The organism is Mesotoga infera (assembly GCF_900157305.1).
GTDB lineage: Bacteria > Thermotogota > Thermotogae > Petrotogales > Kosmotogaceae > Mesotoga > Mesotoga infera.
In genome coordinates, this window is record NZ_LS974202.1 from 1,511,033 (window position 1) to 1,533,718 (window position 22,686).

The window sequence follows — 22,686 nt, forward strand, 5'->3', positions numbered from 1 at the left end:
GTCCATGACTATCAAGAACAAAATCACGCTCCTCTACCTTGCCACATACGGCTCGGTCGTCTTCGCGCTCAGCATAACGCTCTTTATGATATTCAGAACGCTCGAATATAGGAGGATAGACGGCTTGTTGCTATCTTTCCACAACGATATAGTAAATACCTATAAGTACGCCGGGGAGGGCGAGAAAAGGCTCCTGAGTCTGGCCGGCGACGAAAATCTCGGCTTCGCTCTGTACGCCGGCGAAAAACCGCTGGCGAGCTTCCGGATCGAACCGGGCGTGTTGTCTTCCGTAGGTTTTGGAACGGGAACGGCGGGTGATTACCGCTACCGGGCGAGTCTGGAGAGTATCGAGGGCGTGGACCGGAAGGTAGTGACCTTCTACAGACTGGAAGAAACCCGGGCCCATTTGAATAACCTGCTGCTGATTATAATTCTCTCGGCAATCTTTACCCTGCTCTTTGTGAGCCTGGTGGGGATGGCCTTCACCAGAAAGCTCATGAAGCCAATTGAACAGGCGGGAGATCAGCTCGAAAGGATCAGCCGTTCCGAGATCGGCGGTGCGAGGGTGAAGGTTGAAAACACCGGCCAGGAAATAGAGAAACTCCAGCTCGAGATCAATAGGGCGCTCGACAGGATAGAAAGACTCGTCCAAGATACACGCCAGATGTCCTCGAAAATAGCCCACGAACTGCGGACTCCGCTGGCCATAATGAAAACGAGTCTTCAACTCTCGATTGAGAAGAACTCCTCGCCCGTGGAGATGAGACTCTCGCTCAAGGGCATAATGAATGAGCTCGACAAATTGATAAGGATGTCTGAGGGTTTTCTCCTGCTCTCAAGGATCGAAAGTGCCGTACCGCTGGAAATGGCCAGGGTGGATCTCTCCGGACTGCTTCTGGAAACGATCGAAAAGATAATGATACTTTACCCCGGTGTGGAGTTTGCGCTCGACGTAGCACCTGCCATCGAGATGCGTGGAGTCTCTCACATGATAGAGCACGCCATCATAAACCTCCTTGATAACGCAGCAAGGTACACGACCGACGGTTCGGCGAGTGTGCGGCTTTCAACCGGAGAAGGGCACATAGTTCTGGAGGTTACAAACAGGGGTCGAAAAGTCGAAATCGAAAGGCCCGGTATGCTGAGCGGATCCTCTGGAGCAACTGGAAACGGCATAGGTCTCACAATTGTACAGGAAGTGGCAAAACTGCACAAGGCCCTACTCCTCTACGAACACCGGGACGGAATAAATTGTTTCACTATCAGATTCCCAGTTCGATAGGCTTAACCGTAAGGTGTGATTCGCTCGATTCAGTTTACTTTCCAAAACTCTTAACACCCACCCCCTCCACATCCATACGATTCAAAGTATAATTTAGGTAGTAATCTTTGCTATTTTGACGATCTAAACATCTCAGGAGGGCATAAATGATTTTCGCGACCCGAAGAAAGAATGGTTTCTCCCTGGTCGAGCTGTTGATAGTCCTCGCAGTCATGGCTGCGTTGATATCGACGATCACGCCCGTGGCGATGAACGCGATAAAAAAGGCCAAAGCAACTCAGGTGGCTCAAAATCTGAAAACGCTTTCGAGCGCTCTTCAGCACGCCGCATATCTCAACGGAGCGAACTCCGCCGGCCAGATAAAAAGCCACGGAAATACCCCTATAAGACTGAGCGACCTCGGCAGAGATCTTCCAAAGGACTCCAGTGGTAATGATCTTTACGGTTTTGCTTACACCAGAACCTCGGGCGGCACTTACTACGCAGTGGTGTTTTACGCCGGCGGCGACGTCGATCTGGCAACGGCGGGCGAAATCTTGGGCAACCAGAGTCTGGAATACACTTCCACAAATCTTGACGCCGACGACTCGCTGATAGAAGACGGCGCACCTTACCGATCCAGTGCAAGCGACGTTTACTACTACTTCTACTTCACGATATACTGATCGGTAAAAGCGGGATGCCAGGCCCCGACACGGCATCCCGCTCTTATCCACTACCCATCGCTCCACTCATCAGGACTCCCAAGAACACACTCTCCACAGCTAATTCAAAGTTGATTTTATAAGTAACTGGCCTGTATTTGCAGTATACTGGTTGTTGATCTATATACGGAAGATTATATCGATAGTTGGAGGCTACTAAATAATTAATGGCATTGACTTTGCTTCATTGGCGCTTTCTCTTTTATCTCCAAGAACTCTAAGCCTGACAAATAGGAGGAATTTCTGTGAAAGGATCTAAGAAAAGATTCGTTTTTGTACTTGTCCTGGTGCTTTTTTCGTCTGTGATGATCTCCGCCGATCTGACAAGAGAAATCGAACCGCTACCTTTATGGGAAAAGGAATCCGCTCATGAAGCCTACAGGGTAGTTGTTATAAGTGATTTACATCTAGGAGTGGATGACAGTTTTTCCGAAACAGTGAAGAACAAAGACCTGATCGCTGAGTTCTTGGAACGACTGGTTATAAGCGACATCGACGAGCTTGTCATTGCAGGTGATATGTTTGACGAGTGGTTCGTACCGATATCGTATGAGCCACATAACGATCTGGGAGCTTTCTTCGAGCGGGTTGTAGAAAATAATGCTTCGATTGTTGTGGCTTTTGAGAAGATCATCCAAAGCGGCATTATCGTGGCCTATGTTCCGGGTAATCACGACCTTCTCTTGGACGAAGAAACGCTTGCGAAATTGATTCCCGGAATTGTCCAGGCCCGTGATGTTGATGGTCTGGGAATTTATCGCACGGGCATGCGCTCCGAGATTGCCATTGAGCACGGTCATCGTTATGATACTTTCTGCGCACCCGATATTTTGTCCAACAAAGAAATAACTGGCGATTACGCCTCATTCTTACCCCCCGGTTATTTCTTCACCCGAATCGCATCTACATCTGTTGCGGAAGGCAAATCGGCGCCAAAGAAGGATTTCCCTGAGATCGAAGCCCCTTCAAAAGAAGATGCGGATCAGCTTGATGCCTACACGTATTACAATATTTGGCTGTGGGCTATGACGACCTTTTCCATCAAAGCCGATTTCGACGAAAAAGCAATTTACGTCGGCGTTAATGGATACGACAACAGTTTTTCGCTGAGCGATTTGCTGCCAACTGTCCAGGATGATGGCTCAATAAGCGCCGTGTTATACGCGAACGTCCAAAGACGTTGGGACGAAGTGCAACAGATCAACAGAGTAGCCGTTAAGAATCCTTATTCCCAAGCTACTGCCGGTGCGATTGACCATACATTCTTAGACGAACAGGCTGTCAAACAGTACTTTGATCTGGATTCGACCGTTGATGTGGTCGTCTTCGGGCACTCGCATGTGCCACTCGTCAATCGCTACGAAAATGAGTACGACAAAGAAAAAGTATATGCCAACAGCGGTACCTGGATTGACGAAAATCTGATCGGTCTGGAAAGGTGCTTTGTAGTTATTGAATCCGGTGAGCAGTTCACAGACGTTCGCCTGATGGAGTATCATGCCGATGGAACTATAAGCGATACCGAATAAAAAGTGAGGACTATGCTCTAATATAAAAACCGGCTTTCAGCAATTGAAACAGTGGTGGGAGCCGGTTTCTTTTAGTTTCTTCGCTGCCCAAATGGTGTCCAAATTAGATCCGAATCACACTTCGTCCAAGAGCGTGGACCCGTCATTGGAGAGAGCGGAACCAGAGGTGAGAGGGTAGAGGTGTGAGACGAGAAGAGCGGGATCCCAGGTCGGAGCCCGGGATGACAGCCCCCTAACGTCATTCTGGCATGTTCCTAGCCAGAATCACGTTCTTCCTTCTTCCCGTCATTCTGAGCTTGACTCAGAATCACGGTTTTGGTTTTCTAAGGAGTGGATCCCGGGTCGGAGCCCGGGATGACCCTGAATAGGAGCATTTCAGGGCAGGCTCTCCCCTAACGTCATTCTGGCATGTTCCTAGCCAGAATCCCGCCTTTTCCTCCTTCCCGTCATGCTGGACCCGATCCGGCATCCCGGTCTTTGCTCCCTTCACGTCATCCTGACAGGCTCCTGGTCAGGATCCCGGTCTTCGCGAAAAACGGGACAGACGTCAGGAGAATCGTCAGTCCCCATTTTCGCGGTTTTTCCTCCTTCCCGTCATGCCGGACCTGATCCGACATCTTGCTTTTACCCACTACTCACTACCCATCACGCTTCTTAAGAACTGTGAACGTCCATTCATTACCCTCACCTTTGCCAAGCACTGGATGCCTTTTCCTGTCTTGTCATATGGTGATAGAATTGTTTAATTCGGACTCTTCGGGGAGGAGATGAAACCGTGCTTACGAAAGCTCTGTTCGAAGAGAGTTTTGGTCGCGAGCGCAAGAAGCACAGACCTGTGCTTTACTCCCCGGCCTTGCTGGTGATCGATCTTCAAAATTACTTCAGCGACAGAAAATCACGGGCCTATCTGGAAGGAATCGAAACGGTTGTGGCCAATACGGGCAAACTCATAGAAGGATTCGTTAGCTGCCGCTTACTGGTCGCTTCGACTGTCCACAGAGGCGGCTCGAAGATGATGGAGGAGTGGTGGGGCAATACCGTCGCCGATAACTGGGCCGTTCCTCAGTTCAGTGATTTTCCCCTCTTCTACAAGGATAGTTATGATGCTTTCCACGGAACAGGGCTTGACGCCTTTCTAAAAGATAGGGGGGTGAACCAGCTCGTGATTTGCGGCGTAAGAACGCACCTGTGCTGCGAGACCACGGCGAGATCGGCCTTTGTAAAGGACTACAGAACGGTGATGATAGAAGATGCCCTGTGCGATAAAGATGTCGATCAGCATGTCCGATCTCTTAAAAACCTCGCAAGCGGCTTTTCAGCCGTGTCAAACACCCTGGAGATTCTTGAATTGCTGAGGAGGCGTTTATGATCAAGACGGTGGGAGTCGTCGGAGCAGGACCGGCCGGTGTCGCGGCCGCGATAATGCTCAAAAGATACGGAATCGAAGTGCTGCTTTTCGAACGTAGAACCGTAGGCGGTCTCCTCAACAACGCCTGGCGTGTAGAAAACTTCCCTCCGCTCGAACCGTGCACCGGAGAGGAGCTCTGTCGAAAGCTGGAAGATCGCCTAACCGACAACGACATCGCGATAATTAATGAAGAGGTCACGGCCATTCGCGATAGAATCATCGTTACCCGCAGGGCCCGATACAAGGTGGATTACGCTCTGGTGGCCACCGGTACCGCACCGAAGAGGCTTCCCACGCTCGAGACCTGCTCAAGGGTGGTTTACGAATACAGGGATATCCCCCCGGGAACTGAAGTAATCGCGATCTACGGTGCCGGAGATATGGCCTTCGACGGTGCCGTCAGAGCAAGCCTGAGAGGGAGTAGAACATTGCTCTTCTCCAGAAGCGAGACATTGAGGGCAATAGAGCCGTTGAAAGCATCGGCGGAGAAGGCGGGAGTCGAGTTGCACCGCGCCGAATCTATCCTGCGGGTTGAACCGGACGAAGCATTATTGAAGATAACGACCTCGCTGAACGTCTATTCGGCCGACGCCTTACTTATCTGTATTGGCAGAGAATCACTGATTCCAAGGATTGATTCGGACAGATGCGAGATAATCGGCGATGCCAGGGGCGAAATCTACAGACAGGCCTCCATAGCTATCGGAGACGGAATAAAAAGCGCCATGAAAATAGCACTGGAAGGGTGATGATAATGAAGATAATAGAGAGTTTCGGAAAGGAAGAATTGGCTATCGTGCATACGGGTGAGACTTCACGGGCTTCGTGGGTGGAGTTCGTCGAATCTCTGCAGCCACCGCTTCCACGCGAAGAGAAGTGGGTTCTGATCGTATCCACGATGGATGGCTGCCCTGTTCAGTGCGCCTTCTGCGATGCCGGTGGAGCGTACAGGAGAAACCTCGGCAGTGAAGAGATACTGGAACAGATAGACTACATGGTGAGCCGTAGATACGGGTCAACCGTTAACGTGAAGAAATTCAAGATCCAGTTCGCGAGAATCGGAGAGCCTGCACTGAACCCTTCGGTTCTGGAAGCGCTCGAAATGCTTCCCCGGAAGTACGACGCGCCGGGCCTTCTCCCCTCGATCAGCACTATCGCTCCGGCAAGCTCGAAAGGCTTTTTTGAAAAGCTGTACACGATAAAAGAGAGGCTTTACAGGGGAAGGTTTCAACTCCAGTTCTCGATACACTCCACCGACATATTCCAGCGCGACTGGCTGATTCCCGTAAGAAAATGGAGTTTCGAAGAGATAGCCGATTATGGATCTATCTTCTGCGGTCCGACCGACAGGAAGATAACTTTGAATTTCGCTCTTTCTACCCGGTCTCTGGTCGATAGCGACATAATTTCTAGATTTTTCGACCCGGGCAAGTTTCTCGTGAAGATAACGCCTGTGAATCCGACGTACCGCTCCCATGAAAAGGAAATCAAGACGGCGGTTGAAGACGACGGCTCGTTACTTTTGCACGAGAGCTTCGTGGATGGTCTGCGCGCGAGGGGCTTCGAGGTCATAGTGAGCGTGGGTGAGCCCGAAGAAAACCGTATAGGCAGCAACTGCGGGCTGTACATTCGCAGGCACATCGACAGAATGAAGAAAAGCCCCGAAATGTATTCCTTCGTAAAATCGAAGGGTGGTATTGAATGATCGGATGGTAACTGCGGTGTATTGAAACGATATCCTGTTTTAAAGCCTTAAACAAAACTGAAGATACCCTGCAGTGCTACTCACCGGCTGGATCTGAAGGCCTCGGCAAGCTCTTTCATGTACGGATCGATGTGACTGAAGTAAAGTTTCAGTCCGCTGCAGAGGTAATTAAGCCCGGCCTCTCCTTCGGGTGTTCTTACGAATCTGTTTTTCGGACATTCTCCGTGACAGGCAAACAAGTATTCGCATCTTTGACAGTAATCGGGAAGCGTCGCTGCCTTGGAAATACCGAATACCGTCTGCGACGTAGAGTTCACCATATCGATCAACCTCTTGTTCATTATGTTTCCCAGCAAGTGTTCGGGATATACGAAGTGATCGCACGAGTAGATACTTCCGTCGGCCTCTATCGCCAGCGCGCGTCCGCAGGTTTCGGCGAAGATGCACAGCGAAGACTGCATACCAAGCCACTGGCCGAGGGCGCACTCGAAAAGAAAGACAAAGACGCGGCCGATATCGTTTCTGTACCAAAGGTCAAAGACACCGTTCAAGAAGCGCCCGTAATCCTGTGGAACCACCGACCAGTCTGTTGCGATCGACCCAGCTTTTGACGGCAAGGCCTCGTTCGTACCGATTATAGGCATCGAATCCTCGGCCATGAAAGTTGTGGGCCTCTCCTTGAATATCTTTGGCTCGACCAGCGGAATGAACTGTATTCTCGTCGAACCTACCGAATCTCTCAGAAAGCGATACACCTCACCGGGGAATTTCGCGTTGATCCTGTTGACAACCGTGAGCGTGTTGAAATCTATACCGTATCTATGAAGAAGTTTTGTGGCGTTGAAGACTCTCTTGAAAGTGGGCCCCCCATCTTTCGAGACACGATATACGTTGTGGAGCCGCTCGGGACCGTCGATGCTTATGCCGACCAGAAAGTTGTACTCTTTGAGAAACTCGCACCATTTCTCGTTCAGCAAGGTTCCGTTGGTTTGCAGGTCGTTGGCTATTTTTTTACCCGGAGGGCAGTACAGCCTTTCGTATTCTATTACCTTTTTGAAGAAATCTATCCCGAGTAAAGTGGGCTCTCCGCCCTGCCAGGTGAAGACAATCTCGGAAACGTTCTGAGAGTTTATGTACTCGTAGATGAACCTCTCCAGTACTTCTTCGCTGATAACGTTCCTGCTGTTGATCAATTCCTGTTTGTGAAGGTAGAAGCAGTAAGCGCAATCTAGGTTGCACAGCGCCCCGGTTGGCTTGACCATAACATGAAAGGCCTGTACTTTGTGCTGATTATTTCTCTTGAGCGGTTCCTGTCCCATATTTTACCTCCGGCCGATTGAACTCCGGTAACTTCAAGCCTTCCCGTCAACTCTGGAGACTCCACCGCCATCAAGTTGGACTCGCTTCCTTAACGCCCGACCGCGAGCGGGTTCTTCGATACAATGATACAGGAAAAATGTACCTAAATATACTGGAGCGGAAAGAACGGCAGTTTGTTCCGACGCTACGCGTCCAGGTTCTCGGTTAAAGATTTGAGAAGAGGAGAGAGAGGAGAGAACGGGAAGAGCGGAACCAGAGGTGAGAGGGTAGAGGTGTGAGGCGAGAAGAGCGGGATTTTGATCTTCTTACCTCTGACCTCATTCCTCTTACCTCTGTTATCGTTTACGTTTACCCTCGCTCTTCCCAAGGACGGGTCCATGATCTGGGACGGTGGACGGGGGACGGTTCTTCTGAGCGAGATCCCGTATAAGAGCATTACGGGATGACACGGGATGACAGTCCCTTCCCGTCATGCCGGACACTGATCCGGCATCCCGGTCTTTGCTCCCTTCAGGTCATCCTGACGTGCTCCTAGTCAGGATCCCGGTCTTCGTGAAAAACGGGACAGACATGAAGAGATTTGTCAGTCCCTGTTTTTCGTGTCTTTCCTCCCTCACGTCATGCCGGACCCCGATCCGGCATCTCCGTCCTTCGGAAGAACGAGATCCCGTATAGGAGCATTACGGGATGACACGAGGGGGAGCGTTTCAGGGCAGGCTCATCAGGGCAGACTCTCCCTTCAGGTCATCCTGACGTGCTCCTAGTCAGGATCCCGGTCTTCACGAAAAACGGGACAGACATGAAGAGATTTGTCAGTCCCTGTTTTTCGTGTCTTTCCTCCTTCACGTCATGCCGGACCTGATCCAGCATCTCGATTTTACCCGCGACCCACATAACACACCACCTACTAACCACGGCTCTTAAGAGGCTTGAAACACATAAGTTGAGTACCGGGGCCTCCATCATCGACATAAAATGTATAATTGAAGTGTCATTGATTGAGAGGTGAGTTTAATGAGGGTTAGAAAGCAGCAATCCTTTCCGGTCTTCAGGATCATCTTAATTTCCAGTCTGGCAGTCTCTTTAGTCCTCCTTGTGCTGTTTCTGATGCTTTTACTGAAGACCGGAAGGCTTGAGAAGACTCTTCAGGCTCTTGAAAAGAAGTACGCCGCCCTTGAACTAGAATTCAGTGCCGTAACCGGTACGCAAAAGACGATGAAGATCAGCCTTTACTATTACAATGAACTTTTGGACAAGGCGATCAACGGCGATGCCGTCTGCGATATAAACGCGGTTATTCCTGTCGAAAGGTCCCTTCCTTATTCTCAATCACCGATAAACGATGTTGTAAGGCTTTTAGTAAGGGGAGAATTAACGAAAGCTGAAAGGGATCTGGGGTTCAAAACGGAGTTCCCCGGCAGGGAGCTCCAGTTTCTCGGGGCACGTCTGGAAAACGGAGTTCTCTACTTGAAGTTCTCCGATCCCTCCGATTTCACATCGGGAGGGGCTTGCCGGATCGCTCTTCTGAGGGCACAGATAGAGAAGACCGTGATGCAATTCGACACTGTGAAGAGAGTCGTATATGAACCCGAGACGCTTTTTAAGCCTTAGGAGAGTCAACGACGATATTCTGTCAGTATCGAGACTCCCGTTTTTCGACCATTTTGGCCTATCCAGGTCATGTCTTGCTGTATGGAGTATTTTTAAGATTGCGTTCATCGAATTGATATCTTTCGATATTGAATCCAGTTTACCCGGAGCGACGATTCAGTAGTCCGGAGTTTTTTTGTCTTTGGCCTTTGATCGAGCGATCAGCCGCCATATGACGTGATAGAATATTTCAGGGAAGAGGAGTTGCATCTTGAAAAATTTCAGAATAAGAGACCTGGCTTTGCGGTTCAATTATGATAGCCCTTCGATCTTTAGATCGGAGGTAAGAGCCATAGATCGGGACGAGTCTCTTTCTGCAGAGGAAAGAGAGTTCCTCTTGGCTCTGGACTTTGCCTATGCGAAAACCTTCGATGAAGAACCCGGTCTTACGATACAGGATTCGGACATAGACTCGCTGGCTAAAGGGCTTTATGCGCTCTCTTATTTCTACGCACGCAACTCAGAGGATAAAATAGCCTACATGGTTTCCAGGCTGGGAGTCGATTTGATAGCTCCGAAGTGTTCAGCCGAAAACTCTATAAACTTGCGGATGCTTCACATGATGACCTCTTTCGAAATGGGATTCGCAAAAGAGACTCTTTCTCTCTTTCACCAGCTTATAGAACAGGAACGGTTCGTTCCCGGTGCGAAGAAGTTCGAGTATTATAACAATCTGGGGCTGGTTTCCACACAGCTGCAGACCGGCGACGATCCTTGGGAACTTTACGAAAAGGCCAAAGCCGAAACACGCTCGCCAGTTAGGGCTACGATCGTTCAGTTAAACATAGCCGATTATCTTTACTCTCAAAAGAGGTTCGAAGAAGCGCTAAACGCGCTGGAAGAGACGGTCGAAATCCCCGACTTCGACTCCGTAAACGGTTATAGATTGATGCTCAATTTGAAGATAATGCTTCAAATGAACGATCTTGCAAATGCCGGTAGAGTGGCCGAACAACTCGAGGCCTTGATACACTCCAGCAGCAGTTGGACAGACATTGCAGTTTCGTATATATTTCTTGGACATTTCTTTTCAAGAGTGAAATCCATCGAAAAGGCCAGATATTATCTAAATCTTCTCAAGTCACTGCCCGATGAGTGTGTAACCAACTATATACTGGGCGAGACTCTAATTCTTGAAGCTTCGTTGATGCACAACCGCGGCGACTATTTCAAAGCCCTGGAAAACTCGCTCAGAGCCTTCGAGTCGCTGAGCGTTTACAGTACCATATCGCCACACCTGAAAGACTTCGTCAACAACCTCTTCGAAAGTTTGGTGTCGGTGTTCAACCAGCTAATGTACGAACTAAGGCGGAAAGACGATTATACCGCTCTCCACACGCTCAGAGTCCTGAAACTCTGCTATGGCTTTGGAAAGAGTCTCTCTCTGGAAAAGATGGACCTTTTCAACCTCTCTATAGGCGCGATGCTTCACGACTACGGAAAGGTCGATATCCCATACGAGATTCTCAATAAACCTTCCCTGCTCACAGACGAAGAGTATTCGATAATAAAATGCCACCCAATCTACGGCGACAAATACCTGGGAGATCTCCGCTTCCCCGGCACGGTGAGAGATATAGTCAAGCACCACCACGAGAGAATCGACGGGAACGGTTACCCCGACAACCTTATGGGAGACGAGATCCACTACCTGGTCCAGATAGTAGCGATAGCAGATGTTTACGACGCTTTGACCACCGATAGACCCTACAGAAAAGCACTCTCGCGTGAGGAAGCTCTATCGTATCTCAAAGAAAAAGGAGGCCAGATAATCGAAATCGGTCTCCTGAGGAAATTCATCTCATATGTGAGAATGAACGAAATCATCGTGAAACATGAAGAACTAAACAGTATATGGAATATAATTATATCCGAATTTTTCAGAGTGACTGATATCAATGAAACGGCCGATATGCGAGGCCAGTGAGGGGGCAAATGTTCCGTAAAGAACCTGCCGTCGGCCGGTCCTTATCAAGCGCCCTCTGGAATCTTCCAGAAACCCGGGCCGCCGTCGGCGGTGATCGCATCTTCGGGGATTTTCCAGAAACCTGGACCTGCAAAAGCTACCGTGCCGAACGCTACCATACCTATAAGAAGAATTGCTATCATTTTTTTCATCACTTCAACCTCCCTTAAGCCCTTCTAATAATCACTGATTGAAATATAGATGATCGAAAGCCCTGCCGAATCAAGCGCCCTCTGGAATCTTCCAGAAACCCGGGCCACCGTCGGCGGTGATCGCATCTTCGGGGATTTTCCAGAAACCTGGACCTGCAAAAGCTACCGTGCCGAACGCTACCATACCTATAAGAAGAATCGCTATCAACTTTTTCACTTCAAACACCTCCGATTTTAGTAGTTTCAAAACATCAGGAACTGCTCTTACCTTTGAAGCCAGCTAATGCGGTTCTTCTTCTTCGGGGATCTTCCACATAGAAATACCTCCTTGTCAGTTGTTTGAGTGATATTTAGCTGAAATAATAACTACTTTTCATAAAAATACCTTCATCATTACCAGTGAAAAAAAGCTATATAGCCAATCGCTCGAGATAACTTATAATCGTGTCATTCACCACAAAATTGAGATTTCAAGTACATTTTAAATTTTTTAGATTGATATTTCAAAAGATAGTAGCAGAGAGATAAATAGTATTAATTGGGTTTAAATGGCCATAATCGCCTTTAATCGCTTCAAGATAACTAAAAAAAATTATATTAATCAATAGAGTATCCAAAATGATTAAATCTATTGAATCATATTTTATTTACTGTTGATACCAGTTGATTTACGGTTGTTTTCGATAAAAAACGATCGTTGAATTGATTCGAATACTATCATCTAAGTATTCAATCTTGTTAGGATTGTTCAAAACTGCTGAAAGGCGTTGCGTCAAAAAGAGGAGTCGATATAAGTTGATTCTCGATTTTATCCGTTTATAAGTCTCCAGAAGATACCGGCCACTCCTGTGCCCAGAACTATCCAGATCACGGAGGGTTTGTAGCGATAAAGCACATAGAAGGCGACCAGCCCGGTTACCACGGCGAAGAGGTTGTTAATCGATTCGATGCCTATTCTGAAGGTGGCTGCCAGTATGAGCGAAACGATCGAAACCCGCAGCGCGTTGAAGACCAGCGCCGTATCTATCCAGCGAGAGAGTATCTTGAGAAGTTTTAAAATCAAGAAGATCCAGAAAACACTCGGAAGTACGACACCTATCGTCGAAATGATTGAACCGACCGGCCCGGCTATCCTGTAGCCTATGAAGGTGGCCGAGTTAATGGCTATCGGCCCGGGGGTCATCTGAGAGATAGAGATCAGATCCAAGAACTCCGGCAATTCCAGCCATTTATTCACATTGACTATCTGATCCTGAATGAGGCTCAGGGCTCCATACCCTCCGCCAAAAGCGAGAAATCCAATCTGGAAAAAGGCCCAGAAGAGCTCCAGATAGATCATCTTTTGAGCCTCCTGTCTATGAAATACACACAGGCCGAACTGATCAGCAGTATCCAGATAGAGGAGAAGTTCAATAGAACTATGGCCGCCGTACCGGCTGCGATTACCGCGAGGATCGGATATTTCCTGACATTTTTCTTAATTAGTTGCAAAGATAAATTTGCGAGAATTACCGTTACGCCAACCCTGGCTCCCATGAAAAACCCTTCGAAGACTGGCAGATCGGCGAAATCGGTGAAAAAACTGGCGATAACCAGTATTATCAAGAATGGGGGCACTATGGAACCCAGAACGGCCACTACGGCTCCCCACAGACCCGCGAGCTTTGTGCCAAGGATCATGGCCGTGTTAACGGCTATCACCCCCGGCACCGTCTGGGCCGTCACGATCACGTCCATGAACTCGTCTTCACCCAGAAGTTTGTACTTATCTACGATGAACTCCTTAATCACAGGAACCATCGCGTAGCCGCCGCCTATGGTGAAGGAGCTGACTTTCACAAATATCATAAACAGCTTGAATAAACTCATACAAGTGTCAACCCTCATAATTTTAGTCGTGTCTGTCTGCCCCATCGATGTATGAATCGCACCAGGACTCAAGCGCTCCCTGGCCTTTAAATGCACGGCCAATCAAAGATATTTTACAACCTTGCGCTTTTTCTTGCAGTCTTATACACTAAAACAACATCAGAGAGTATGCCGGGCATGTTAAACTTGTCTTTAAAGGAGGTGAGATAAATGGAGAACAGAATAAAGTGGGGCGCCAGGGCGGTCTCCTCCGACGGAAAGGACCTTGGAAAGGTTATCCGGGTTGTGATACACCCAAAGAACAACGAAGTGACTCACATCGTTATCGAGAAAGGGGTATTCAATAGATTGGCCAAATTGATCCCGATAGCTACCGTTTTCTTCGCGGCACCCGACGAAGTGCGTTTGAAGATCGACTCCAAAAACGTTGAATCCCTTCAGGATTATGAAGAGACATTCTTCGTAACTGGCGAAGAGATCGAGAATCTGGAAAGTGGAGTTACCCCTGTTTACTGGCTCAGACCGGTCGGAGATTACGCCGAACTGTATCCCCTTCCTCCCCTCAACACATCGATAAACGTACCCAAGGACACCAAATCTTTGGAACCCGGCTGCGATATAGTCACTGTCGAAGACAAAACAATCGGACGGGTCCGCAGTTTCGTCCTGAACGACGAAGGAAAGATAACCCACGTCGTGGGCGATATCGGTGGTTTCGGTTCGAAGTCCAGAAAACTCATACCCATAGACTGGGTGGAAGAGATAGACGAAGCGAAAGTTCTGGTTTCCGCTTCAGCGATAATGATCGAAAAACTACCTGAAATGGAATGATCTGAATTTGTTGGTTTATTATCTGGTCTTTTCAGTGGTTCTTTTCGCTCTAAATTTCTCCAGAGGTGTGCGGGTAGATCTCGTGTTTTTCTTTCTTCCTGCAGTCATCTTACTGGATTACTATATCGTTCTCGGCCTTCCCGGGAGTTCCTTCGCCGGCAGGGTCGCCCTGTTCGTGCAGAAGGCCGACAACCTGCTTAATTTCAGAAAAACCTTCGAAGAAGAGACAAAGGGAAAGTTGATAGATTCGGAAAACTTGAAAAACCTCGAGCAGGTCGTAACTTCGCTCGAATCCAGATTGAGAAAACCGACCGAAATCCAGAGAAAACTGTACCTCTTTTCCATATATGCGGCCCCGCTCTTCCCGATGGCGGTGATGCTTTCTTCTATTCTTCTGCAAAGGGGAACAGAGCTTTACGCAGGCCTATTCTCTTATGGAGCCTCCTTCATAATCGTAATTCTTGCCAGAAGAGCCTTCAGAACGCTTGAGAATACTATTGAAAAGTTAAACAACGAGATAAGAAAAGCAATTGAAGATATATCGTATAATTAGAACATCGTTTTCTGGCTGTTCGATCGAAAGGAGATGCTACCAATGACGTTTGTTGAAGTCAGGGACCTGAGCAAGACTTACAGGTCCGGTGAAGTCGTAGTTGAAGCATTGAAAGGAGTTTCGTTTGATATATACGAGGGTGAAATTCTTTCGATCCTCGGTCCTTCGGGCTGCGGGAAGAGCACTCTTCTAAACTGCTTATCTGGTATAGATGAACCAACTAGCGGAAAAGTGATAATAAAAGGCATCGATCTCCACTCCCTTAGAGACGATGAAAAAACGCGTTTCAGGGCATTGAACATGGGCTTCGTTTTCCAGTTCTACAACCTCATCCCCGTTCTGAGATCGGTCGAAAACGTCGAGCTGGCCATGTTGACGATAGGAAGCAGTCAAAAGAAGGCGAGAAAGGCCGCTATGGATATACTGGCGAAGGTAAATCTCGATGGACGGGCGACTTACCTACCCTCGCAGTTGAGCGGCGGAGAGAGACAGAGAGTATCCATAGCCAGGGCTCTAGTACACAGACCTGCGATAGTCTGGGCCGACGAACCTACCGGGGCTCTGGACACGAAAACCAGCACCGAGCTCATGAACCTTATCATTGAGCTGAACAAAACCTTCAACCAGACCTTCGTAATAGTTACACATGACGAAAGGGTATCGAACTACTCTAACCGTATTTTGCATATGGATAGCGGAAAAATATTGAAGATAGACGAAAACCAAAATTTGAAGGTGTCTCAGAATGCTAATTCAAATTCTTAGCATCCTGGTTGGAGCCGCGACTGTCGCGATAGTCGTCTCCATGATCTTCAATCCGGTGATATTCAAGATAGGCTTCAGAAATATCTTCAGGAGAAAGGCCGACACATTGCTGGTGATTCTCGGCTCGCTAATAGGTACGGCTCTGATAGTCGGCTCTATGGCGATGAACGATTCCTTCCAGAAATTTCTGCATAACCAGATAGAACGGAGCAACGGCGAGATCGACGAGTTTGTTTTCATTCCTTCGGAAAACCGGACCATAGCGAAGGAGTTCATACCCAACGGAGAGATTGAAGCTCTGGTGAAACACTTGCTTCAGGATTCGAATATCGATGGCATTCTCCCGCTATTGAGTAGAAACGTCACGGCCGGCCGACCGGGAGAGACGAGAGCACAGAACGGAAAATCCGTCCAGATATCACTCATCGGCGTTAAACCCGAAAACCTGACGGAATGGCCCGATTCGAAAGGCGTGGTCGATCCATCAAGCCTCTCAAGTGCTGACGGTATCGCCAGTGTGGTCATAAACGAAGAGCTGGCCAATTCGCTGGCTCTATCGGTGGGTGATACGCTGGAGATAATGTCCGATGCGGGACAGAGGTTGCTTTTCTGGATAGAACTCCCCAAAGTCCAAATCTCCGACATAGTCAAAGGCGACGGTCTGCTTTACTACCAGGTTGAGGCGAACAACCAGCCTCCAAACGGGTTCACAATGCTTGCCGATATAGACACCGCGAGAGATTTGCTCAAAATAAATGTTCCCGATTATTACAATGGCCTTCTGGTATCAAACAGGGGGGATTTTCTAGGCGGAGTCAAGTTGACCGATGCGGTAGCGGCATCTATAAGGGAGATCGCAGGTGGCGACTTCAAAATCGAGACACCTAAGAAAGACGCGCTCGATATGGCTGATCGGGGCAATATCGGTCTTTTGTTCCTCATGTTGAGCGTTTTTGCGATTTTTGCGGGAACACTGCTTCTCTCAAACATATATCTCATGCTTGCCCAGGAACGAAGGATGGAGCTCGGTACATTGAGAGCGATAGGCTATTCAAGGCGTAGAGTCTCCAGAACGATCCTTTACGAGGGTTTCTTCTACTCTGTGTTCTCCTCGGCCATAGGGGTGGTAACGGGAGTAGCACTGGCAAACTTCATATTCGAGAGCTTCGTCAACCTTTTCACAGATATAACCGCTCTGATACCCTTCGAAGGGGCTGCCACGGTGTTCAGCTCCATACAGAACTCCTTCGGATTTTTCGTCCGACCGGAGTCGATCTTCTATGGATTTCTTCTGGGTCTGATAATACCCATGATAATAGTCGTCTATACGGGAAGGAAGATATCCAGAACCAACATAGTTACGGCGGTCAGAAACATACCCGACGAGATGGATCAGAAGAGCAGGTTCATGATCAACATTATGGCCTCGCTGGGTGTGTTGGTATCGATCATCATGGCTTACAGCGGTTACTCGGCCGGAAACGCCACGCTCTTCTTCGTTGGAGTCGTCTTTACCGGGCTGCTCTTCCCTGTGGCGATACCGCTCAAGAACAAAAGAACGATCGAGTCGCTCTTTTCCATAGGTGTGATACTCTTTACGATGTTCAGCAACTCCTTCTCCCTTATTGCCGAAAATAGCGGAGGTTCAGTCTATCTTGTCGTGGCAAAGGGCGGGGCCATTCTCTTCGCCGGTCTCTTCCTGATAGTCTATAACCTCAAGACCTTCGAGTACATACTCAACAAGATCTTCCAGAAAACGAGATCGGCGGCGCCGGTCTTCAAGATATCTATAGCTTTCTCCGCCAGGAACCGTGTCAGGACAGGTTTAACGATAGCCATGTACGGCGTCGTCATCTTCGTTATAACGCTGATTTCTATCATCCCCTACTCCCAGGAACAGGTTCTCGTTAAGAGTAGAGACATGATATTCGGGGGATACGATGTAGGTATCTTCTCGCTCTCTACAAGAAACATGGTCTCCTTCAGCGATCTGCAGTCAAGAGGCGAAGTCTCGGCCCTCACCAACATAGAGAGCATAAGCGTGGCGATGAAGAGAGAAGAAAGATACGTCCGTGAATACATGTACGGACTGGACGATAGTTTCATAGTCAACAACAAGTTCACGGAAATAACGTTCGATAAAGACAAATTCAAGAACTCCAGAGAAGTATGGGAGTATTTGCGATCGAACCCCGATACCGTAGTGGTCTCTTCCAACGTCATTCCCGGAATACTCCCCGGAGATACGGTCGAGTTGAGAAGATTGATTCAGCGAGAGGAAGATACCGGCGGTATGTCGTCTTTCTTGATGAGAGGCATGAGCGACGTCATGATCGGCGAGGAGCGGGTCAAAATGACGGTCATAGCCACGCTTCCTGAAAACACGATAACGTACATGAACGGGATATTCGTGTACAGGGGAAACATCCCCGAATCCATCGACGGGAAGGTCTCGATCAGGAATTACCTCTTGAATTTGAGGGGAGAAACGCAAGAAGAGAAAAAGGCAAGTTTCGAATCTTTGAAAAACGCTATGGGTTCGGGAAGTCTCTTTATGATCTTCGTTGACGATATAATAAAGTTGACGACAACGATTATACAGGGAACGATAAGCATTCTGAGATCCTTCCTGTACTTCGGTATGCTCGTTGGAATAGTCGGTATAGCCATAATTATGTTCAAGGCTCTTTACGAACGCAAGAGGATAGTCGGTATGCTCAAAGCCATAGGATTCACAAAGAAGATGGTCTTCGCCTCTTTCGTTCTGGAAACGTCGTTCATAGTCGTAATAGGGATCGTCCTTGGAATAATAACCGGCACCCTCACCAGTGTGGAAATCTATGCCTCGCCGTTGATGCAGGGTATGGCTCTTTCCATTCCCTGGGACCAGTTGCTGGGAATGTCGCTGATTTTCTACATCGCGTCGCTGGTTTCCACTATAATACCGAGCTACATCGCGTCAAAGATACCACCGGCAGAGGCGTTGAGGTATTTCGAATAAAAAGGAGGTTCTCGAATGAGCAGGATACTCGTCGTGGATGACGACCGGGCGGTTCGAGTTCTCTTGAAATCCATACTCGTCAAGGACAGTCACGAAGTTATCGAGAGCCCAGATGGGAGTTCGGCGCTGGTGGCGACCAGAGAAGAACGACCCGACTTGATCTTGCTCGATCTCATGCTCCCCGATTATAACGGATTGGAAGTTCTGTCGGCACTCAAAGAAGACAGAGATCTGGAAGCAATACCGGTGATAGTTCTCACAGGTTCGTCCGACCGCCAGAGCAAGCTGACGGCCTTGAGTTCGGGAGCTGTCGATTTCATATCCAAACCCTTTATGTCGGAGGAGGTTCTGCTAAGAGTCAATACACAGCTCAAATTGCACAACCTCATAAAGTCTCTGAGGGTAGCGGTGGACAACCTGCAGAGCGATGTTCTGGCAGCAGGGAGAATTCAGGCGGCCCTCGTTCCTCAGAATGCTCTCCAGGGACTGAAGATGGAATGGATCTACTCTCCCTCGTACAGGGTGGGAGGCGATATATTCGACGTCGTAAAACTGGGAGAGGAAAAGTTCTTCGTATATCTGGCCGATATGTCTGGTCATGGTGTGAACGCGGCGATGCTTTCGGTAATGGTCCACAGGTTCATCGAGGATTACAGGGGAGGTATTGGAGAGGGGGAATTCGACCTCAAGGACTTCATGGCCGAACTGGACGGCAATTTCAAGTTCGAGAAGTTCAACCTCTTCTTCACGATCATCTCGATGATCATAGATACATCGAGTAAAAAACTTCTATTGTGCAACGCCGGGCATCCCTCTCCTATGCTGATGGAAAATGAAAGGCTCAGGGTTCTCGAAAACAAGGAAGGTCTGATAGGCATGAATATGATACGTGGATCTATCGAAGAGATTAACCTTTCGGAAGGGGACAGATTGATTCTCTACACGGACGGCTTCACAGAGTCCACTAACGAAGACGGAGAGATGTTCGGTGAGGAAAGGCTGCGGAATATCCTGCTGGGCTGCCGGGATATGAGCCTTTCCGCAACCATAGAGAATCTTAGAGATCGTTTCGAAAAGTTCAAGGGAAGCAAGAAAGCCGAAGACGATGTCTCGCTACTCCTGATAGAGTTCTAGAGTAGAGGATCTCCACGTCTAAGAAGGTGAGTTGAAAAAGGAGGGATTCCACAACGTAGTAGGTTGTGGGTGCATTATGTTTAAATTCGAACTGCTCAAAAAAAGTATAGGCGTAATTTCCCTGGAGAAACCCATCAGAATTACCGGCGAGACTTCGGCCAGTTTTCGCAAATGGTACGAAAGCAAGGATCTGGCCATTTGTTCTGCCGTGATAATCGACGGAAGCAACATCCAGTTCATAGACTCGATGGGAATTGCCGCGTTGATCAGTATATACAAATCTCTGACGACAAAGGGAAGCAACCTCCACCTTGTGAACCTGTCCCCGGAGATTAAAAAACTCCTGGCCACGCTCAGACTGGACAGGCTCTTCCAGATTCACGACGGTACAGTCGAAGAGGCTACAAAGTCTCTGTAAACACAGTTGAATGAAGCAGTCGAAGCAGCGTTTCTCAGTTAGACCTCTTATGAAAGAGGTGGACTTGGTTTCATCCAGAATAACGGAAATAGTCAAAAAGGTGGCCGGCGAAGAGTTTGGCTTCAGGGCCGGCCTGGTCGTCACCGAGGCCTGTGTGAATATTGTCAAGCACGGTGATCTTGGAGAGGAAGAGAGAATCGAGATAGAGCTCAGCTTCGAAAACAGCTATACGAAGATAGTTATCGAAGACGCTTCGCGAGAGTTCAATCCCCTCGATGTGAGCGATCCAAACCTCAACAACTTCGAGCTCCTTCAGAAGGGCGGGATGGGAATTTACCTCATAAAAAGATGCTCCAGGAAGGTTGAATACGCGTATAAAAACAACAAAAACATCCTCACGATCATTATTTGATTCCTAAAATCAAGGCCGGACAACTTGAATCGGCACGCAGAGATATGTTATAAAGTACACAGGTCATAACTATAAAGGTGCAGAAATGAAGAAACTACCCCGATAATAGGCACAACTGAATATCACTTTTCCGTGATTGACTCCTGTTAAGCATTTCCATCGTTTTTCGGCTTCTCAGCCAACACCACATTGAATAACGGGAATTTCGCAGGCCATAATGGAGGTGGTTTCTTTGCTACACGTAAAAGATCTATCCGTATCGTTCGACAACCTCGATATTCTGAAAAAAATAGATCTCGACCTGTCGCCCGGGGAGGTACTGGCGCTCACCGGCCCCAACGGCTGCGGCAAAACGACTCTTCTCAGGTCGATAGTCGGCGAGATCGCCCTTTCCGGCGGGAGTGTGCAGATCGAGCGTGGTTACTGGCCCGTTTATGTGCGGCAAGAAGATATAGATTACCGCGGAAGCACGGGCAACTACCTGTTCGGTGCGAGACCGGAGCTGTTGAAATTGCGCGAAAAGCTAGAGGCGGCCGCCGATCCACTCGCGCACGCCGAGTACATAAACGAGTATCACGCGATCGGAGGCTTCGATTTCGAAGAGGAGATAGTTCTGACGCTCGTGGATTTCGGCTTCGAGAGAGACGAGATCCATAAAGGGTTCGACGAACACTCGCAGGGTCAAAAGAGGCTTCTCTCTATAATGAGAGCGCTTCTCAGCCGATCGAAGCTCCTCCTGCTGGACGAGCCTACCAACCATCTCGACATAGCCATGACACTGAGGCTTGAAGAGATCATCAGCAGACTCAAAAGAAGGGGAACGGGAATAATCGTGGTCAGCCACGATCGTACTTTCATAGACAGGGTGGCCGACAAGACGATCTATCTGAAGTTCGGTCAATCGCTCTCGGTAAACGGTGGTTACTCGCTGATGCTAGAGCATCTGGAGAGCGATTCCCTCTCCAGACAGAAAGAGGCGGGAGAGATCGACAGGAAGATTCGTCAACTTGAGGCCGAGATAGTGAGAAGGAAAAACTGGTCGGCCTCCAAAGAGGCCTCCAAAAGGCACGCGAGGGATAAAGGCTACGTTGGACATATGGCCGCCAAACAGGCCAGACGGGCGATGGCCGTTCAGAAAAGAACCGGAAAACTGATCGATGAACTGAAGGAAAAAAAGCCCTTCGTGGAGAAGCCCCTCTCTTTCTCTCTTTCAGATTACACCGTTTCCAGGAGAAAGATGGTGAGCGCTGAGGATATTAGCTTCTCCTACGAAGCGGACGAGATCATAAGCGGGGCCTTTGTGGATATAGACACCACCGACAGAGTGGGGATAATCGGGCAAAACGGTTCTGGAAAGACGACGCTTATGAAGTGTCTGATCGGTGAGCTAGAGCCTTCATCCGGAAAGATTTACAGGAACGAAGGCGTCAGATGGGCCTACATTCCCCAGAACGTTCTAAATTTCTTCGAGAGGAAGACGCTGATCGAAGAGTTCCTCTCAACCGGAATAGAGGAGGAAAAGCTGAGAAGTCACCTCGCGAACATCCGTTTCAGGAGGGAGCGGGCGATGGCCAGAATATCCGATCTGAGTCATGGAGAGTTGATGAGGGCCGCCTTGCTCAAGGTGATCGCCTCAAAGGCCGAATTTATATTCATGGACGAACCCACCAACCATCTAGATATAGAATCGCTCGAAGTCATGGACGACTTATTGGCGGGTTTCCCTGGCGGATTCGTGTTCATAAGCCACGACAGACGCTTCATAGCCAGTCATGGCCAGAGGCTCTTTTTCATCGACCGGGGTATTCTGAAGAGTTTCCAAAGTACGTCCAGAGTAGATGTTCGCCTTTTCAGGCAGATAAGCGACGACATTTCTTATGCCGCGCGTGAGGCCGAGATGAGGCGGAGACGATCACAGGACGATTGGGAGAGCGTCGAGAAAGCCCCGCCCGAAGAAAAAGATGAAGATACTGAAGACTAGAAGGGT

The 22,686-nt window shown here is 48.7% G+C and carries 22 protein-coding genes; 16 read left to right on the forward strand and 6 right to left on the reverse strand.

The window, feature by feature from the left end:
• Positions 1-4: 4 nt before the first annotated feature.
• From MESINF_RS06720 to MESINF_RS06745, 6 genes are all read left to right on the forward strand, one after another.
• Positions 5-1,282 (forward strand): HAMP domain-containing sensor histidine kinase, encoded by a 1,278-nt coding sequence (locus MESINF_RS06720; RefSeq protein ID WP_169700907.1) that lies wholly within the window; start codon positions 5-7, stop codon positions 1,280-1,282.
• A gap of 146 nt (positions 1,283-1,428) precedes the next feature.
• Positions 1,429-1,947 (forward strand): type II secretion system protein, encoded by a 519-nt coding sequence (locus tag MESINF_RS06725; RefSeq protein WP_169699108.1) that lies wholly within the window; start codon positions 1,429-1,431, stop codon positions 1,945-1,947.
• A gap of 284 nt (positions 1,948-2,231) precedes the next feature.
• Positions 2,232-3,515 (forward strand): metallophosphoesterase, encoded by a 1,284-nt coding sequence (locus tag MESINF_RS06730; protein ID WP_169699109.1) that lies wholly within the window; start codon positions 2,232-2,234, stop codon positions 3,513-3,515.
• A gap of 775 nt (positions 3,516-4,290) precedes the next feature.
• A complete protein-coding gene (locus MESINF_RS06735) occupies positions 4,291-4,884 on the forward strand; it encodes an isochorismatase family protein (protein WP_197712650.1) in 594 nt (197 codons plus the stop codon).
• The gene (locus MESINF_RS06740) at positions 4,881-5,672 is read left to right on the forward strand and encodes an NAD(P)/FAD-dependent oxidoreductase (protein ID WP_169699110.1); all 792 of its coding nucleotides are present in this window, start codon (positions 4,881-4,883) and stop codon (positions 5,670-5,672) included. Before MESINF_RS06735 ends, MESINF_RS06740 begins: the two co-directional genes overlap by 4 nt.
• Before the next feature lie 5 nt (positions 5,673-5,677).
• A complete protein-coding gene (locus MESINF_RS06745) occupies positions 5,678-6,628 on the forward strand; it encodes a radical SAM protein (protein ID WP_169699111.1) in 951 nt (316 codons plus the stop codon).
• 80 nt (positions 6,629-6,708) lie between these two features.
• Here the strand turns inward: MESINF_RS06745 and MESINF_RS06750 are convergent, their stop codons facing one another.
• Positions 6,709-7,947 carry an anaerobic sulfatase maturase gene (locus MESINF_RS06750; RefSeq protein WP_169699112.1) on the reverse strand — a complete coding sequence of 413 codons (1,239 nt, stop codon included), beginning with the start codon at positions 7,945-7,947 and terminating at the stop codon, positions 6,709-6,711.
• Positions 7,948-8,692: 745 nt separating this feature from the next.
• On the reverse strand, positions 8,693-8,842 hold the full coding sequence (locus MESINF_RS06755; protein ID WP_169699113.1) for a hypothetical protein: 150 nt from the start codon (positions 8,840-8,842) through the stop codon (positions 8,693-8,695).
• Between the two features lie 120 nt (positions 8,843-8,962).
• Here MESINF_RS06755 and MESINF_RS06760 point away from each other — a divergent pair, with 120 nt between their 5' ends.
• Entirely contained in the window at positions 8,963-9,559 is a 597-nt protein-coding gene (locus tag MESINF_RS06760; RefSeq protein ID WP_169699114.1) for a GerMN domain-containing protein, read from the forward strand.
• Positions 9,560-9,809: 250 nt separating this feature from the next.
• The gene (locus MESINF_RS06765) at positions 9,810-11,525 is read left to right on the forward strand and encodes an HD-GYP domain-containing protein (RefSeq protein ID WP_169699115.1); all 1,716 of its coding nucleotides are present in this window, start codon (positions 9,810-9,812) and stop codon (positions 11,523-11,525) included.
• 44 nt (positions 11,526-11,569) lie between these two features.
• Here MESINF_RS06765 and MESINF_RS06770 read toward each other — a convergent pair whose 3' ends face one another.
• The 4 genes from MESINF_RS06770 to MESINF_RS06785 form a co-directional block, all read right to left on the reverse strand.
• Positions 11,570-11,716, reverse strand: a complete 147-nt coding sequence (locus MESINF_RS06770) for a hypothetical protein (protein ID WP_169699116.1) — start codon at positions 11,714-11,716, stop codon at positions 11,570-11,572.
• A gap of 70 nt (positions 11,717-11,786) precedes the next feature.
• The gene (locus MESINF_RS06775) at positions 11,787-11,933 is read right to left on the reverse strand and encodes a hypothetical protein (RefSeq protein WP_169699117.1); all 147 of its coding nucleotides are present in this window, start codon (positions 11,931-11,933) and stop codon (positions 11,787-11,789) included.
• 591 nt (positions 11,934-12,524) lie between these two features.
• Positions 12,525-13,055, reverse strand: a complete 531-nt coding sequence (locus MESINF_RS06780) for a chromate transporter (RefSeq protein ID WP_169699118.1) — start codon at positions 13,053-13,055, stop codon at positions 12,525-12,527.
• The gene (locus tag MESINF_RS06785; RefSeq protein WP_169699119.1) at positions 13,052-13,585 is read right to left on the reverse strand and encodes a chromate transporter; all 534 of its coding nucleotides are present in this window, start codon (positions 13,583-13,585) and stop codon (positions 13,052-13,054) included. Before MESINF_RS06785 ends, MESINF_RS06780 begins: the two co-directional genes overlap by 4 nt.
• A gap of 210 nt (positions 13,586-13,795) precedes the next feature.
• Here MESINF_RS06785 and MESINF_RS06790 point away from each other — a divergent pair, with 210 nt between their 5' ends.
• From MESINF_RS06790 to MESINF_RS06825, 8 genes are all read left to right on the forward strand, one after another.
• Positions 13,796-14,416, forward strand: a complete 621-nt coding sequence (locus MESINF_RS06790) for a PRC-barrel domain-containing protein (RefSeq protein WP_169699120.1) — start codon at positions 13,796-13,798, stop codon at positions 14,414-14,416.
• A gap of 7 nt (positions 14,417-14,423) precedes the next feature.
• On the forward strand, positions 14,424-14,969 hold the full coding sequence (locus MESINF_RS06795) for a hypothetical protein (protein ID WP_169699121.1): 546 nt from the start codon (positions 14,424-14,426) through the stop codon (positions 14,967-14,969).
• A 42-nt stretch (positions 14,970-15,011) separates the two neighbouring features.
• On the forward strand, positions 15,012-15,734 hold the full coding sequence (locus MESINF_RS06800) for an ABC transporter ATP-binding protein (protein WP_169699122.1): 723 nt from the start codon (positions 15,012-15,014) through the stop codon (positions 15,732-15,734).
• Positions 15,715-18,735 (forward strand): FtsX-like permease family protein, encoded by a 3,021-nt coding sequence (locus tag MESINF_RS06805; RefSeq protein WP_169699123.1) that lies wholly within the window; start codon positions 15,715-15,717, stop codon positions 18,733-18,735. Before MESINF_RS06800 ends, MESINF_RS06805 begins: the two co-directional genes overlap by 20 nt.
• Before the next feature lie 15 nt (positions 18,736-18,750).
• Positions 18,751-19,869, forward strand: coding sequence for a PP2C family protein-serine/threonine phosphatase (locus MESINF_RS06810; protein ID WP_169699124.1), 1,119 nt, complete (start codon positions 18,751-18,753; stop codon positions 19,867-19,869).
• 76 nt (positions 19,870-19,945) lie between these two features.
• The gene (locus MESINF_RS06815) at positions 19,946-20,287 is read left to right on the forward strand and encodes an STAS domain-containing protein (protein ID WP_169699125.1); all 342 of its coding nucleotides are present in this window, start codon (positions 19,946-19,948) and stop codon (positions 20,285-20,287) included.
• Positions 20,288-20,345: 58 nt separating this feature from the next.
• Complete coding sequence (locus tag MESINF_RS06820) at positions 20,346-20,699, forward strand: ATP-binding protein (protein ID WP_231936906.1); 354 nt, start codon at positions 20,346-20,348, stop codon at positions 20,697-20,699.
• A gap of 232 nt (positions 20,700-20,931) precedes the next feature.
• Entirely contained in the window at positions 20,932-22,680 is a 1,749-nt protein-coding gene (locus tag MESINF_RS06825; RefSeq protein WP_169699127.1) for an ABC-F family ATP-binding cassette domain-containing protein, read from the forward strand.
• The last annotated feature ends 6 nt before the right edge of the window (positions 22,681-22,686 follow it).